The sequence below is a fragment of the Billgrantia zhangzhouensis genome (genome assembly GCF_021404465.1).
Taxonomy (GTDB): Bacteria; Pseudomonadota; Gammaproteobacteria; order Pseudomonadales; family Halomonadaceae; genus Halomonas; species Halomonas zhangzhouensis.
The window spans coordinates 1-14999 of the sequence record NZ_JABFTT010000020.1; the positions used below are offsets into that span (position 1 = coordinate 1).

A 14999-nucleotide genomic window follows, 5' to 3' on the forward strand; every position below is an offset into this window, starting at 1 on the left:
GCCTGACGACCATAGCGAGTGGGAACCACCTGATCCCATGCCGAACTCAGCAGTGAAACCGCTCAGCGCCGATGGTAGTGTGGGGTCTCCCCATGCGAGAGTAGGTCATCGTCAGGCATTTCTTCAGAAACCCAGCTTCGAAAGAGGCTGGGTTTCGCCGTTTGGGGCCTCCCACGTAGAGTAGCGGGGAGCCGCCCTGGACATCGTCAGGCATTTTTTCAGAAACCCAGCTTCGAAAGAGGCTGGGTTTCGTCGTTTGAGGGCCTCCCATGGAAAGTAGCGGAGCGCCGCCCGGGGCGGCAGGCATCTATCTCAAAAAAACCGAGTACGACAGTTCACCAGCACGTCGGTATAGAAGCGCTTGGCGCGGGGATAATCGGCAGTGATCAGGGCAATATGATGAACCCCTGAAAGCGGTAGGGGAGGTGTGCGCATGGGAGGAGTCTCCTGAACGCTACGGGCGCCTGGCGGCGCCCGTAGCGATGACTCAGCGACAGAGCAGCTCGAAGGCCTCGATCAGGCTATCCATTTCATCGTCCGTGCCGATCGAAATGCGCAGGAAGTCACGCAGGGCGTCGGTGTTAAAGTGACGCACCAGGATGCCTCGCTCGCGAAGGCCGACGAAGAGCTGTGCCGCATCGTGCCCTGGGTGGCGCGCGAGAACGAAGTTGGCCTGAGAGGGCAGTACCTCGAAGCCGAGCTCGGCCAGACGGCGAACGGTGCGTTCGCGGGTGGTGATGACTCGTTCGCGACAAGCGTCGAAGTGCTCATGGTCCTCCAGTGAGGCGATGCCGAGCGCACCGGCCAGGCTGTCGATGGGGTAGGAGTTGAAGGAGTCCTTGACCCGTTCGAGGCCTTCGATCAGCTCGCGCGAACCGATGGCGTAGCCCAGCCGCAGGCCGGCCAGGCTGCGCGACTTCGAGAAGGTTCCCGTCACCAGCAGGTTGGGGTAACGCTCGACCAGCGGCACGGCACTTTCTCCGCCGAAATCGACATAGGCCTCATCGACCAGCACGACCTGGCCCGTCAGTCGCTCGAGCAGCGTGGCAATGGCCTCACGTGGGTGGCCATGTGCCGTGGGGGCGTTGGGGTTGGCGAAAATGGCGCCGCCGCTCCCGGCGGTGAAGGCGTCGAGATCGACCCGCCACTCCCGGTCGAGCGGTAGAGCGCGACGCTCGATACCGTACAGCTTGCAGTAGACCGGGTAGAAGCTGTAAGTGATCTCGGGCATCTCGAGTGGACGGTCGTGGCAGAAGAAGGCCTGGAAGGCCAGGGCCAGCACCTCATCGGAACCGTTGCCCACGAATACCTGCTCCACTTCCACTTCGTACTCCCGGGCAAGCGCCTGACGCAAGGCCAGAGACTGCGGATCGGGATAGCGGCGCAAGTGATCGACCGGATACTCACGCAGTACTGCCTCGACGCCGGGGGCCGGCGGGTAGGGGTTCTCGTTGGTGTTGAGCTTGATCAGCTTTTCGCGTGGCTGTTCACCCGGGACATAAGGCGTCAGCTCGCGCACCGCCGGGCTCCAGAACTGGCTCATGGTGTCTCGTTTCTCGCTGGACGGAACTTTAGGCCATGTTGACCGCTGCGGCCTGACCGCGCAAGCCGGTAGCGTGCTAGCCTAGGCGCTTTCGCGTGGACGCTGGAACTCATACATGACCGCCCAGATCATTGCCACGCTGCTGCCGGTATTCCTGATCGCCGGTTGCGGCACCCTCTACGGCCGTTTTCGTACCCCGGACATACGCAGCCTGAACACTCTCAACATGGAGATATTCGTGCCCATGCTGGTGTTCGCGGTGCTGGCGGACCGGCAAGCTCCGCTGGCGGAGTACGCGGGTCTGGCGCTGGGGGCGGCCGTCGTGGTGCTGGGGTCGGGCCTGGTGCTGTGGCCGCTGGTCAGGGTACTTAAGCTCGAGCCCAAGACCTTCTTGCCGCCGATGATGTTCAACAACTCCGGCAACATGGGCATCCCTCTACTAGTGCTCGCCTTCGGTGAGGCAGCGTTACCTGCGGCGGTGGTGGTGTTCATCGTCGAGATGCTGCTGCACTTCTCGGTAGGCCTTTACATGCTCAGCCCGCGCACACCGCTGTGGCGCTTGCTGAGGATGCCAATCGTGCTGGCCAGCCTGGCGGGGCTGGGCGTCAACTTGGGCGGCGTACCGTTGCCCGGGTGGCTGCTCGAGGCACTGCACATGCTGGGTGGGGTATGCATCCCGCTGATGCTGTTCGCCCTCGGGGTGCGCATGCTCGATATCGATTTCGGCGACTGGAGGACCGGGCTGCTCGGCGCTCTATTGTGTCCGTTGTCAGGGCTCGTTCTGGCTGCCCCGATGATCCTATGGCTGGAACTGACGGGGCTGCAAGCTGCAACGCTATGGGTGTTTGCCGCGCTGCCCCCGGCCGTGCTTAACTACTTGGTAGCCGAGCAATATCGCCAGGAGCCCCACAAGGTCGCCTCTCTGGTGCTGATCGGCAATCTAGGAAGCCTGGTGGTGATGCCCATCGTGTTGGCCCTGGTGTTCTTGCATGTCTATTCGGGCAGTGTATGACCGGTATGTGCAGCGAGGCTGTCTGCCAGCGCGTTAAGGGTTTATGCTGTGACCTACGCTAACATACGGTACATGGCGACAAACCCATAGGTTAGGAGTGAGCAAATGCAAGTGAGGACCCTGCTGGCTGGCTCGGCCATGCTGGCTTTCCTGGCCGGTTGTGCAGCCGGCCCGGCTGATGATCGTGCCGACATGGCCATGGACGATGCCGAAGTCGTTTATCAAGGTACCCTGCCTTGCCGCAACTGTGCGGGTATCGACCTTAACGTGGCGCTGCGTGGCGATGCACAGGGTGCGCCCGAGGAGCGTACCTTCGACCTGCGTGCCAGCTACCGGGAGCATCCCCAGGAACCGCCGGATGAAGAGTATGCGGGTAACTGGGAAGTGCTCAGCGGTACGGCGGTCGATCCCGATGCCACGGTCTACGAGCTGACACCGGACGGTGAAGGCCAGATCTACTACTTCCTGCGTGTGGACGAGCAGACCCTCGAACTGATCGATCCCCAGCGGCGGCGCTTCCAGAATAACGAAGCTCTGCAGTTGCAGCGACAGTAAGGCCTGATATCAGGCAGTATCGAAGGCGGCCTGCGGGCCGCCTTCGCGCATCTGGCCGTCCTGTTAGAATGGGTCGCACACAGAAGCCGGAGAGAGGCCAGTATGGCCAAAGCGAAGAGTGCCTTCGTCTGTACCGAATGCGGGGCGGAGTATCGCAAGTGGCAGGGGCAGTGTTCGAGCTGCCTGGAGTGGAACACTTTGAGCGAAGTGAGGCTCGCCACCTCCCGCCCCGGAGCCGCGGCTTCAATCGGAGCGGGGCGCTCCGGCTATGCCGGCACCCTGTCGAAGGAGGTCGTCGACCTGGGCAGCGTGGACCTCACCGAGGTGCCGCGACTCTCCTCGACCTTCGGTGAGTTCGACCGTGTACTGGGCGGCGGCCTGGTGCCGGGATCGGCAGTGTTGCTTGGTGGGCACCCGGGGGCTGGTAAATCGACGCTGCTGTTGCAGACTGCCTGCAAACTGGCCCAGGCACGCAAGGTGCTCTATGTCACCGGTGAGGAATCGCTTTCCCAGGTGGCGATGCGGGCACATCGGTTGCAGCTACCCACCCAGGGACTCAAGATGCTGGCCGAAACTAGCGTCGAGACGGTGCTGGCCGTGGCCGAGCGCGAGCGTCCCGAGATACTGATCATCGACTCGATCCAGACCATGCATCTGGAGGATATCGCCTCGGCTCCCGGCGGTGTGGCCCAGGTGCGTGAGTCTGCTGCGGTGCTGACGCGCTTCGCCAAGCAGTCCAACACCGTACTGCTGCTGGTGGGGCACGTGACCAAGGACGGCACCCTGGCCGGTCCCAAGGTGCTGGAGCACATGATCGATGCCTCGCTGCTGCTCGAAGGTGGTGCCGACTCCCGCTTTCGCACCCTGCGCGGGCAGAAGAACCGTTTCGGCGCGGTCAATGAGCTCGGCGTATTCGCCATGCTCGAGCACGGCCTCAAGGAGGTGAAGAACCCCAGCGCCATTTTTCTTTCCCGCAGTGAGGAACAGGCATCGGGCAGCCTGGTGATGGTGGTGTGGGAGGGCACGCGCCCGCTTCTCGTCGAGGTGCAGGCGCTGCTCGACGAGTCGGCACTGGGCAATCCGCGGCGGGTAGCGGTGGGTCTCGACCAGAACCGCCTGGCCATGCTGCTGGCGGTACTGCATCGCCATGGCGGGCTGTTCACCGGCGATCAGGATGTCTTCCTCAACGTGGTTGGTGGGGTCAAGGTGCTCGAAACCAGCGCCGACCTGGCGGTGCTGCTGGCAGTGGTATCCAGTCTGCAGAACCGCCCTTTGCCGCGCGAGCTGGTGGCTTTCGGTGAAGTGGGGCTTTCCGGCGAGATCCGCCCCGTGCCCAGCGGGCAGGAGCGCATCGTCGAGGCTGCCAAGCACGGCTTCACCCGTGCCATCGTACCGCGTGCCAATGCACCGAAGCGCTCTCCCGACGGCATGGAGGTCGTCATCGTGGACAAGTTGACCGATGCCCTCGAGGCGCTGTGAGGCAACGACGTCCCACTGCGATAGAATGGGTGCGAACTGCCAAGGAGAACGAGATGAGCGCGATTCGCCTGACACAATACAGCCACGGCGCCGGCTGCGGCTGCAAGATAGCCCCTGACGTACTCGATGGCATCCTGGCCAAGGCTGGGCCTGGGGCAACCCATGCGCGTCTGATCGTAGGCAACGAAGGCCGCGAGGATGCGGCCGTGTACGACCTGGGCGATGGCCGCGGCATGATCGCCACCACCGACTTCTTCATGCCGATCGTTGACGATCCCTTCGATTTCGGCCGTATCGCGGCCACCAACGCCATTAGCGATGTCTATGCCATGGGCGGCAGGCCGGTACTGGCGCTGGGCATCCTCGGTTGGCCGCTGGACAAGCTGGGACCGGAGATCGCCGGCGACGTGGTGGCCGGCGCCCAGGCCGTATGCCGCGAGCTGGGGCTGGCCCTGGCCGGTGGGCACTCCATCGACGCGCCTGAGCCGATCTTCGGCCTGGCGGTCAATGGCCTGGTCGACCTCGGTCACCTCAAGCTCAACAAGGGCGCCCAGGTGGGGGACCTGCTATTCCTGACCAAGCCGCTGGGCGTGGGCTTCCTGACCACCGCCGAGAAGCAAGGCCTGTTGGAGTCCGGGCACCAGACCCTGGCCCGGGAAACCATGCTGCAGTCCAATCAGATCGGCATGGCCCTGGCCAAGGTCAAGGGGGTACACGCCATGACCGACGTCACCGGCTTCGGCCTTGCCGGGCATCTCTCCGAAGTGTGCCAGGCCAGCGGCGTGGCGGCGCGCATCGATTTTCGGCGCCTGCCGCGACTGGCCGAGGCTGAGGCTTATCGTCGCCGAGGCGCGGTGCCCGGCGGCACTCATCGCAATCGCAACGCCCTGGGAGCGGCGCTGAAGGACATGGACGAGCCGCACTGGCAGTGGCTGTGCGATCCGCAGACCTCCGGTGGGCTGCTGCTCTCGGTGCATCCCTCGTGGGAGGACGACGTCGAGCGCATCGGCCGCGAGCACGGTATCGAGCTGGTGCCGTTCGGTGAAGTGGTCAAGGCCGATGGGCAGGCGCTGATAGAGGTACGCGGGTGAACCTGCCCTTGATCGAGCCCGATCTCTCCTTGTTGCGCCAAGGGCATGTACTGGTCGACGTGCGGGCTCCGGTAGAGTTCGCCCAGGGCAGCCTGCCCGGAGCAGTCAACCTGCCGCTGATGGACGACGAGGAGCGTCGTCTGGTGGGTATCGAGTACAAGCAGCGCGGTCAGCAAGCGGCAATCGAACTGGGCCAACGGCTGGTCAGCGGAGGTATTCGAGAGGCACGCATCGGGGCTTGGCAGCGCCTGGTCGAGGCGCATCCCGATGCGATCATCTATTGCTACCGTGGTGGGCTGCGTTCGCAGATCGTCCAGCAGTGGCTGGCCGAGAGTGGGGTGGAGAGGCCACGCATTCGCGGCGGTTGGAAAGCGATGCGTCAGGCGCTGTGCCAACGTATCGACGCGGCAGCCGCGCAGCCGCTGCTGGTGATCGGTGGGCTGACTGGCTGTGCCAAGACGGCGCTGGTGCAGGCGCTGCCCAACGGGCTTGACCTCGAGGGGTGCGCGCGGCACAAGGGGTCAGCCTTCGGCAGGCATCCGCTGCCGGCGCCCAGCCAGATCGACTTCGAACATGCCGTGGGTGTGAGCCTGCTGGCATTGCCCGGGCCGCTGGTAGTGGAGGACGAGTCACGCCATATCGGTGCCGCCAACGTGCCGCTCACCTTCTGGCGGGCGATGGAGCGAGCCCCACGGGTGCGGGTGGAGATGCCCCTCGATTGGCGTCTGGCGCAGATCCACAAGGACTATATCGACGATTTATGGACGATCTATCGTCAGCAATTCGGCGAGTGGTTGGGCTGGACGCTGATGCGCAAGCAGCTCTCGAGTGCGCTGGCGAGACTGAAGAAGCGCCTCGGACATGCACGGCTGGCACGCCTCCAGCGGCTGCAGCAGCTTGCCTTCCGCGAGCATGAACGCGGTAATCGCCAGGCCCACGAGGCCTGGCTGGCGCCGCTACTCACCGAATACTATGACCCCATGTACCGCTACCAGTTGGAAAAGCGCGATCCCGGATACTTCCTGCACGTGGGGGACTGGGACAGCTGCCTGGAAGCGGCTCGATCGTGGACGCAAGAAGTCACACGCCAGACTAGCGGGCGGCCCCAGCCAGCCTGACGCAGAATCAAGCCGCTGCGTTGCGCATCCACTGGCTGAGCAGGCGGTCGAGCAGCGGGGCCAGACGGTCGAAGCGCCGCCCATCGGCCAGGATGATTTCGGCGGGTTGCGCGTGGGGACTGGCTTCGCTGCCTTCCGGCTGCTCGTCGTTCGCCAGCAGTTCGCTGACACTGGCGTGGGTCACTTCGAAATGGCACAGCAACCCTAGGGCACGCCCGGCATCCCAGGCAAAACCCTGGATCGGGCTTCCCAGGCTGCCGCCGAGTGGCAGGGCGTCGTCGGGCAGGGCGAAGACATCGCGATGCCACATGAAGGCGGTAAACCGCTCAGGCAGATCGAAAGGGCTCTCGGGAGCCAGGGTCACCTCATGCCAGCCGACCTCGGCGAAGGTGCCGCGGCCCACTGTGGCACCGAGTTCGGCAGCGATCATCCTGGCGCCCATGCCGATACCGAGCAGCGGCTTGTTACCGTCCAGCGCCTTGGCGATCAGCTTGCGCTCGCGCTTGAGCCAGGGGTAGGGGGCATCGTCGAAGATATCCATCGGCCCGTCGAGCAGGATCAGCGCATCGCCATCGGCCAGGCTGGGTGGGGCTTCATCGGCGTAGAGGTGAAAGACGGTGTGGCTGTGTCCCATGCTGGTCAGCCAGTCGGCGATCCGTCCCGGGCCGTGATGCGGGCTGTGTTGAAGCAGATGCAGATGCATGGAAACCTCGCCATTCAAGAGTGACACGCAATCAGGGGAGCGGCAGCGTACATGAAACCGGTACTACGCGAACAGATTCTGACCATTCTGGCTGCCATTCCGCCCGGACGGGTGAGCACTTACGGACGTATCGCCGCCATGACCGAAGGCGGCACGCCGCGCCTGGTAGCCCGGGCATTGCGCGAACTCCCCGAGGATCATGGCCTGCCGTGGTTTCGGGTGATCACTGCGTCGCGTCGGCTGGCCGATCACCCCGGGGCCATCGAGCAGCGTCAACGGCTGGTCGCCGAGGGCGTGCTGTTCGATGCGCGGGGGCGCGTGCCTCCCGAAGCGCTGTGGCCATGACCGGGCGGTTTCTCTCATCCTTGCATCTAGACCATCAATTCACGAGGAGAATCCATGAGCCAGCCAAAAGGGGGCTTCCATGAGCGGCTTCAGGCTCTCTCATCGCGTCAGCAGCAGGCCTTCATGGCAGCGCTGTGCGAGCGAATGCTGCCCAACTATACCCTCTATGCGCAGATGACAGGGGAGGGCAACCCAGCAGGCTTGAGGGTGGTGCTCGATCTGGTGTGGGAACAGCTCGCCGTGCGTGAGGCTCGCATCGACTTCGAGCGCCAGGCAGAAAAGCTGGCCGAACTCGAGCCGCCTGCCGACGACGACAGCTTCGGCATTCGGCGCGCCGTGGAAGTGGTGGTAGCGTTGACCTCGCTGCTCGACACTCTGCGTGGCGAATCTGCCGATGCCGTGCTCGAGGTGAGCCGCATCTCCAAGGGAGGTGTGCGCGCCTACATCGAGCTGACCGAGGGCGAGGAGGAAGCCAGCAAACTGGCGAAGCTGGTACGTGAGCACCCACTAATGGCGGACGAGAACGATTTCCAGGATGCCGTGTTGGAAGCGGTGGAAGGCGAACTCGACCGCGACGCGTTGAAAGCGCTGCGACAACTGGGTCGCAACGGTGGCGTGAGCAACCTTGGCCTCACCCTGGACTAGGGGGGCGAGGCCGGCCGGGGGCGGTCTGGGGCGCTAGAAGCGAATGCCGCCGATGACCATGGCGCCGGCAGCGCCAAACACGATCAGGTCGGTCTCGAAGCGTCCCCAACTGAGCCCGACGCTGGGCAGCGCCGCCGGGGCCGTGCCGTAGCGATTGAAGGGAATATTGTCCTGGTATTCGCCACGGTAGCCGTGCAGCAGGCCGGCGCTCAGCTTGGCACGCACGGTAACATTGTCGGTTGGCTCCCAAAAGGGAAACTCGCGGCCGACATACAGGTAAAAGGTTTCCTGATCGAAGGAGTTCAGGAAGCGGGCGCCGCCGGCCAACCAGCGCTGCGGGTTGTGCAGCTCGATGCCGATCAGCTCCTGCTGGTTGTTATGGTCGGGCTGCGGGTCGAAGTGACGCGTGTAGAGGCTGGTCTGCACTAGCACGTGCTCGACCTCGAGCATCGGCGGCCAGATGGGCTCCTGCTGGGCCTGGGAGGCGGGAGCAACCAGTAGGATCAGAGTGAGCCCCAGCAGTTTGATGCGCCACCCCTGACTCATCCATGTCCATGAATGCCTCACTTCCTCGCTCCTGGGCGCCACGTCAAAGGCGCATCTCGATACCGCGTTCGGCCATGTAGCGTTTGGCCTCGGGGATGGTGTACTCGCCGAAATGGAAGATGCTGGCGGCGAGTACCGCATCGGCACCGCCTTCCAGCACGCCATCGACCAGGTGGTCGAGGTTGCCGACGCCGCCGGAAGCGATCACCGGTACCGTCACGGCATCGCTGATCGCCCGGGTCACGCCCAGGTCGAAGCCGGCCTTGGTGCCGTCACGGTCCATGCTGGTCAGCAGCAGCTCGCCGGCGCCGTATTCCACCATTTTCTTCGCCCATTCAACCGCATCCAGGCCGGTGGGGCGTCGGCCGCCGTGGGTGAATATTTCCCAGCGCGGTGATTCGCCCTCGGCGGAGACGCGCTTGGCGTCGATGGCCACGACGATGCACTGGCTGCCGAAGCGTTCGGCGGCTTCGCGTACGAAGTCGGGGTTGGTCACTGCGGCGGTATTGATCGAGACCTTGTCGGCGCCGGCATTGAGCATGGTGCGGATGTCGTCGCAGGTGCGGATGCCTCCGCCCACCGTCAGCGGGATGAACACCTCGCCGGCGATGCGTTCGACCATCTCCACTGTGGTAGCGCGATCCTCGTGGCTTGCCGTGATGTCGAGGAAGGTGATTTCGTCGGCGCCCTGCAGGTTGTAGCGCTGGGCGATCTCCACCGGGTCACCGGCATCGCGGATGCCGATGAAGTTGACGCCCTTGACCACGCGGCCGGCGTCGACATCGAGACAGGGAATGATGCGCTTGGCCAGGCTCATGTCAGTCTCCCGCCCGGGTGTCGGTCGCGGCACCGATGAGCTCGTCGCACAGCCGCTGCCCTTCGGCGACATCCAGCGAGCCTTCGTAGATGGCGCGACCGGTGATGGCGCCGAGAATCCCCGGCTCTTCCGCAGCGACCAGCGCGCGCAGGTCGTCGAGATTGGTCACCCCGCCGGAGGCGATGACCGGCAGGCCGCCTTCGCGGGCTAGTTGTGCCGTGGCCTCGACGTTGACGCCATTCATCATGCCGTCGCGGGCAATGTCGGTGTAGACGATGCTGGATACACCGTCATCGGCGAAGCGTTTGGCCAGGTCTACCGCCTTTACCTGGGAGACCTCGGCCCAGCCGTCGGTGGCGACGAAGCCGTCGCGAGCGTCCAGGCCGACGATCACGTGGCCGGGGAAGGCACGGCACATCTCGCCGACGAAGTCTGGCTCCTTGACCGCCTTGGTGCCGATGATGACGTAGGAAACACCGGCGGCAAGGTAGTGCTCGATGGTTTCGGCACTGCGAATGCCGCCGCCGATCTGGATCGGGAGCGAAGGCCAGCGTCGTGCAATGGCGGTCACCGCCTCGCCGTTGACCGGCTTGCCCTCGAAGGCGCCGTTGAGATCGACCAGGTGCAGGCGGCGAGCACCGGCGTCGACCCAGCGTGCCGCCATGGCCACCGGATCGTCACCGTAGGTAGTGGCGTCGTCCATGCGACCCTGCTTGAGACGAACGCACTTGCCGTCCTTGAGATCAATGGCGGGTATTACCAGCATGTCGTGTCCTCTCTGGTAGCGCGGTACGACGCGCCCCCCTGTGGACCGGGCGCGGTTCAGGGCGCCCAGTTGACGAAATTTTCCAGCAGCTTGAGCCCGGCTCGGGAGCTCTTCTCCGGATGGAACTGCACCGCGAAGGTGGCGTCTCGGCCCACGGCAACGTGAGCATCGATACGCCCATAGCGGGTGGTGCCGAACACGCAGGCGTCGTTTTCCGCCACCACGTAGTAGCTGTGCACGAAGTAGAAGTGCTCGTCCTGGTCAATGCCCTCCCACAGTGGGTGCCCATGGTGCTGGTGCACCAGGTTCCAGCCCATGTGCGGTACCTTCAGGCGCTGGCCATGGTCGTCGGTCATATCGGTGGGGAAGCGTTTCACTTCGCCAGCCAGAAAGCCCAGGCAGGGAATGCCGCCGCTCTCCTCACTGTGATCGAGCAGCATCTGCTGACCGACGCAGATCCCCAGCAACGGCTTGCTCTGGTGGGCTAGTAGCTCTTGCACCAGTCCACGTAGCTCGGTCTTCTCGAGCTCGCCCATGCAGTCACGGATTGCCCCTTGGCCGGGCAGCACCAGGCGGGTCGCACCCTGGATACGGCGCGGATCGCGCGTGATGACGACGTGTTCATGGGTCACGTGCTCCAGCGCCTTGGCAACCGAATGTAGATTGCCCATCCCGTAGTCGATGACGGCAATGGTCATGAAGGCTCCTCTCGGGGTCGGTCGTCTGCGCTACAGGCAGCCCTTGGTGGACGGCATCTGTCCTGCCATCCGGGGATCGGGCTCGACGGCCATGCGCAACGCGCGGCCGAAGGCCTTGAAGATGGTTTCCGCCTGGTGATGGGCATTGAACCCCTTCAGGTTGTCGATATGCAGCGTGACCCGTGCATGGTTGACGAAGCCCTGAAAGAACTCCCAAAACAGCTGGGTGTCGAGGCGGCCGATGGCGGCTCGGGTGAACTCGACGTCCATGAACAGTCCCGGGCGCCCCGAGAAGTCTATCACAACCCGAGACAGCGCTTCGTCCAGCGGCACGTAGGCGTGGCCGTAGCGATGAATGCCGCGCTTGTCGCCGATGGCCTGATGAAAGGCCTGACCGAGGGTGATGCCGAGATCCTCGACGGTATGGTGATCGTCGATGTGCAGGTCGCCCACTGCCTTGATGTCGAGGTCGATCAGGCCGTGGCGTGCCACCTGATCCAGCATGTGGTCGAGGAAGGGCACGCCGGTCTCGCAGTTCAGCCGCCCCTCGCCATCGATGTTCACGCTAACCGTGATCTGGGTCTCCTTGGTGTCACGGGTTACCGTGGCGATTCGCTCGGACATGTCGGACTCTCTCTGGCGCTGGTGCGCGTCGCATGGTGTGGACCCGATGGAGGCCAGGGCGGCTTCCGGGCGGGTAAGCCCCAATGCTCGTGTCATGGGCCATCCATTATAGAGAATCGCCCCCCCCATCCGCTACAATGCGCCCAACGCAGCGGCGTGGCGAAGAGCCACCGCCCAGGGAGAGTTCCATGCCGGTAACGCTTCATTATGTCGACAAGAGCGCCTGGGAGTCGGATTCCCAAGTGCGACACGACCTGCAGCGGATCTATACCGACGCCCCGTTCGAGCGGCTGGGCGTGCCGGTGGATACCTTCATTCACAGGCATCTCGATGCCGGCCATTTCTTTGCCTGTGCGCGCTTCAACGACCGCCTGCTGGGGGCGGTGGTGGTAGATGCCGATGCCCAGGCCTGGTGGCTATCGGAGTTGTGTGTACGCAAGGCCACTCGACGACGGGGGGTGGGGTCGCGATTGCTGGCGCTGGTGAGCGATGCGGCCCGTACCGAAGGTCACGAACTTCGCATCCATTCTTCACAGCTGCCGATTGCCGACCAGGTGCTGCTGACGCGTCTTGGATACCGTCTGGACAGTACCGGCGACTATTTCGAACTGGCACCACCGCTGCAAGGAGGCGGTAAATAATGAAGCGATTGTTTCAAACGCTGCTTGCCGCCATCGGGGTACTGGGTGTCGCGGTAGTGGCGGCCGTAGTCTACGTCACGACCTTTCTCGACCCGGAGGATTTCAAGCCGCGCCTGGTCGAGGTGGTGCGCGAGCAGAGTGGGTTGGAACTGAGCCTGGATGGGCCGCTCACCTGGTCGTTCTATCCGCGTCTGGGAGTCAGTGTCGAACAGGCCGAGGGGCGTTTGCCAGAGCAGAGCAACGATGAGCCGCCTTTCCTGGCATTCTCCCGGGCTGAGGTCAGTCTGGCCTTCGCTCCGCTGCTACGCGGCGAGATTGCCATCGAAGGCCTGACGCTCGACGGCATGCAGCTGCGTCTGATCCGCGACGAAGAGGGACGGGGCAACTGGGAGACCCTGATGCAGCGCCTCGACGAACGCCGTGAGGGTGCCGAATCGGCACTGGCACCGGCCAGCGCCGGGCCTAGCCTGGAAGGCAGCAGCCTGGCCGTGGCGCTCAACATTGCCAGCGTTCAGGTGCGCAATGGGGCGGCAAGATACCGCGACTTGGCGGCGGGTACGGAGTGGCTGCTCGAGGAGCTCAACCTCTCGGGAACGAACGTCAACCCCCAGCGCGCTTTTCCATTCAGATCCTCTTTTCGCTTGGAATCCTACCCCTCCCTCGACTGGCGTGAACTGGAGCGCGGTCCGACACTGGCAAGCGACATCTCCCTCGAAGGGCGGATGCGGTTGGCCTTGGCGGAGCGGCGTTACGTGCTGGAGGGGTTGAAGCTCACGACCGCAAGCGCCTTGGCGAATGTCGAAGGCAGGCAGCAGCTCGACCTGAGTGGCCAGCAACTGACGCTGGACCTCTCGCAGCAGCGTCTGCAGCTTCAGGAGGGCAGGCTCGAGGTGGGGCTGCATCACCCCTCCCTCGGGGAGAACCCTGTGCCTCTGGTGCTGGCCATGGCGCTGGATGCCGATCTTTCCGAAAATACGGCGCAGTTGCACGACATGCAGCTGACCGGTCCCGATGACCTGCGCCTGAGCGGGCATCTCAACCTTGCCGGTCTCGATCGGGCACCGACGTACAGCGGTCAGATCAGCCTGGCGCCCTTCTCCCTTCGCCCATGGCTGTCGCGCCTGGACAAGATGCCGAGCATGGCGGGACCGCAAGCGCTCTCCGATGTCGCTCTGACCAGCCCGGTCAGGGGCAACCTGGAGCGCATCGAACTGGCGGGCCTGACCATGATTCTGGATGGCAGCACTTTCACCGGCAGGCTGAGCACCGCTTTCGACGGCGGTCTGCTCGACTTCGAGTTGCAGGGGGATCGCCTCGATCTGGATAGCTATCTGCCGCCTGCCGAGCCTGTGGACCAGAGTGCGGTACGACGCGGCTTCCTGGGTGTCGGCAAGGTACATGCTGACGATACGGCAGCCTTGGTGCCCGCCGAATGGCTGTCCCAGTTGACTCTTGATGGGGTGCTTGAGCTGGCGCAGCTGCGTCTCTCGGGCCTCGACTTCACCGAGGTGGGATTGGCGCTGTCGGGCAGCAACGGGCAGCAGCGCCTCGAGCGCTTCGGCTCGGTCTTTTACGAGGGTGAGCTGAGTGCCAGTGGAGCGTTGGACCTGACCCGGGAGCCCATTCGCTGGCAACTGAACCCTCAGCTTTCCCGGGTGCGCCTGGAGCCGCTGCTCCAGGCGCTGGGCGACGAGGACAGCCCGGCGCCGCTGCGCGGCCGCCTGACCCTCGCCGGAGAGTTCGAATCGCGCACCAACAGCTGGCCGACGCTCAAGCGCAACCTCAATGGGCGCATGAACGGGCACATCGACGAGGGCGCCGTACTCGACGTCAACGTATCGCAGGAGCTGTGCTCACTGGCGGCCCTGGCCGAGGGGCGCGAGACGAGCCGAGACTGGAGTTCCGACACGCGCTTCGAGCGCGCCGAGGCGAGCCTGCGAATCACCGATGGCATCGCACGCAGCGAAGACATCCTGGTTGCCATCCCTGGCATCGAATTGGGCGGTGTCGGTGAGTTGGACCTGGGCAGCGAGCGCTTCGATCTTCGCGCGGCCGCCCGTTTCGTCGATGGTGCGGATGCCGCCTGTCCGGTCAATCCGCGCCTGGAGCGAGTCCCGCTGCCGGTGCGCTGCAGTGGAGAGCTGTCAGGAGATAGTGGCGAATGGTGTCGCTTCGATCGCGAAGCCTTCCAGGCAACCCTGGCCGAGCTGCTGCGCGACGAAGTCTCCCAACGTGCCAGCGATGAGTTGGAGCGTCGGCTGGAGCGCCCGCTCGAGCAGATCGAGGAGCGCCTGGGGGAAGGTGCCAGTCGGGAACTTCGCGACGCAGTGCGTGGTCTGTTCAATTGAATACCCAGTAAGTCAGTCCCTGCGTCGACTCCCTCAGTCGGCGCTTTTTTTCGTCATGTATTCGTCGA

Annotated in this window: 17 protein-coding genes and 1 rRNA gene; 10 read left to right on the forward strand and 8 right to left on the reverse strand. The window is 64.3% G+C overall.

Annotation, left to right across the window (positions count from 1 at the left end; genetic code table 11):
• The first annotated feature begins 1 nt into the window (after position 1).
• A 5S ribosomal RNA gene (rrf, locus tag HOP51_RS19810) occupies positions 2-117 on the forward strand.
• A 195-nt stretch (positions 118-312) separates the two neighbouring features.
• On the opposite strand, the gene HOP51_RS19815 is transcribed toward rrf, so the two are convergent.
• Together HOP51_RS19815 and hisC are read right to left on the reverse strand one after the other, a co-directional pair.
• Complete coding sequence (locus tag HOP51_RS19815) at positions 313-435, reverse strand: VOC family protein (protein WP_234275599.1); 123 nt, start codon at positions 433-435, stop codon at positions 313-315.
• A gap of 52 nt (positions 436-487) precedes the next feature.
• Complete coding sequence (hisC, locus tag HOP51_RS19820) at positions 488-1543, reverse strand: histidinol-phosphate transaminase (RefSeq protein ID WP_234275600.1); 1056 nt, start codon at positions 1541-1543, stop codon at positions 488-490.
• A 115-nt stretch (positions 1544-1658) separates the two neighbouring features.
• Between hisC and HOP51_RS19825 the strand changes: the two genes are divergently transcribed.
• From HOP51_RS19825 to mnmH, 5 genes are all read left to right on the forward strand, one after another.
• Entirely contained in the window at positions 1659-2555 is an 897-nt protein-coding gene (locus HOP51_RS19825; protein WP_234275601.1) for an AEC family transporter, read from the forward strand.
• Positions 2556-2660: 105 nt separating this feature from the next.
• On the forward strand, positions 2661-3110 hold the full coding sequence (locus HOP51_RS19830) for a copper resistance protein NlpE N-terminal domain-containing protein (protein ID WP_234275602.1): 450 nt from the start codon (positions 2661-2663) through the stop codon (positions 3108-3110).
• 102 nt (positions 3111-3212) lie between these two features.
• Positions 3213-4589, forward strand: coding sequence for a DNA repair protein RadA (gene radA / locus HOP51_RS19835; RefSeq protein WP_234275603.1), 1377 nt, complete (start codon positions 3213-3215; stop codon positions 4587-4589).
• Positions 4590-4642: 53 nt separating this feature from the next.
• A complete protein-coding gene (gene selD / locus HOP51_RS19840; RefSeq protein WP_234275604.1) occupies positions 4643-5680 on the forward strand; it encodes a selenide, water dikinase SelD in 1038 nt (345 codons plus the stop codon).
• Positions 5677-6798, forward strand: coding sequence for a tRNA 2-selenouridine(34) synthase MnmH (gene mnmH, locus HOP51_RS19845; RefSeq protein WP_234275605.1), 1122 nt, complete (start codon positions 5677-5679; stop codon positions 6796-6798). Before selD ends, mnmH begins: the two co-directional genes overlap by 4 nt.
• 7 nt (positions 6799-6805) lie before the next feature.
• Here the strand turns inward: mnmH and HOP51_RS19850 are convergent, their stop codons facing one another.
• Entirely contained in the window at positions 6806-7501 is a 696-nt protein-coding gene (locus tag HOP51_RS19850) for a type 1 glutamine amidotransferase (RefSeq protein ID WP_234275606.1), read from the reverse strand.
• Between the two features lie 51 nt (positions 7502-7552).
• Between HOP51_RS19850 and HOP51_RS19855 the strand changes: the two genes are divergently transcribed.
• Both HOP51_RS19855 and HOP51_RS19860 read left to right on the forward strand, forming a co-directional pair.
• The gene (locus HOP51_RS19855; protein ID WP_234275607.1) at positions 7553-7846 is read left to right on the forward strand and encodes an MGMT family protein; all 294 of its coding nucleotides are present in this window, start codon (positions 7553-7555) and stop codon (positions 7844-7846) included.
• A gap of 54 nt (positions 7847-7900) precedes the next feature.
• A complete protein-coding gene (locus HOP51_RS19860) occupies positions 7901-8491 on the forward strand; it encodes a YjaG family protein (protein ID WP_234275608.1) in 591 nt (196 codons plus the stop codon).
• A 33-nt stretch (positions 8492-8524) separates the two neighbouring features.
• Here HOP51_RS19860 and HOP51_RS19865 read toward each other — a convergent pair whose 3' ends face one another.
• Genes HOP51_RS19865 through hisB form a run of 5 tightly spaced genes read right to left on the reverse strand, consistent with a single transcriptional unit; the run spans position 8525 to position 11942 of the window.
• Positions 8525-9037, reverse strand: coding sequence for a hypothetical protein (locus HOP51_RS19865; protein ID WP_234275609.1), 513 nt, complete (start codon positions 9035-9037; stop codon positions 8525-8527).
• Positions 9038-9080: 43 nt separating this feature from the next.
• Positions 9081-9854 carry an imidazole glycerol phosphate synthase subunit HisF gene (hisF, locus tag HOP51_RS19870; protein WP_234275610.1) on the reverse strand — a complete coding sequence of 258 codons (774 nt, stop codon included), beginning with the start codon at positions 9852-9854 and terminating at the stop codon, positions 9081-9083.
• A 1-nt stretch (position 9855) separates the two neighbouring features.
• On the reverse strand, positions 9856-10620 hold the full coding sequence (gene hisA, locus HOP51_RS19875) for a 1-(5-phosphoribosyl)-5-[(5-phosphoribosylamino)methylideneamino]imidazole-4-carboxamide isomerase (RefSeq protein ID WP_234275611.1): 765 nt from the start codon (positions 10618-10620) through the stop codon (positions 9856-9858).
• Between the two features lie 56 nt (positions 10621-10676).
• The gene (gene hisH / locus HOP51_RS19880; protein ID WP_234275612.1) at positions 10677-11318 is read right to left on the reverse strand and encodes an imidazole glycerol phosphate synthase subunit HisH; all 642 of its coding nucleotides are present in this window, start codon (positions 11316-11318) and stop codon (positions 10677-10679) included.
• Positions 11319-11348: 30 nt separating this feature from the next.
• Positions 11349-11942 (reverse strand): imidazoleglycerol-phosphate dehydratase HisB, encoded by a 594-nt coding sequence (gene hisB, locus HOP51_RS19885; RefSeq protein ID WP_234275613.1) that lies wholly within the window; start codon positions 11940-11942, stop codon positions 11349-11351.
• 188 nt (positions 11943-12130) lie between these two features.
• On the opposite strand from hisB, the gene HOP51_RS19890 reads away from it, so the two are divergent.
• Both HOP51_RS19890 and HOP51_RS19895 read left to right on the forward strand, forming a co-directional pair.
• Positions 12131-12583: an acetyl-CoA sensor PanZ family protein gene (locus HOP51_RS19890; protein WP_234275614.1), complete on the forward strand. Its 453-nt coding sequence runs from the start codon at positions 12131-12133 to the stop codon at positions 12581-12583.
• On the forward strand, positions 12583-14931 hold the full coding sequence (locus HOP51_RS19895) for an AsmA family protein (protein ID WP_234275615.1): 2349 nt from the start codon (positions 12583-12585) through the stop codon (positions 14929-14931). Before HOP51_RS19890 ends, HOP51_RS19895 begins: the two co-directional genes overlap by 1 nt.
• Positions 14932-14999: the final 68 nt, after the last annotated feature.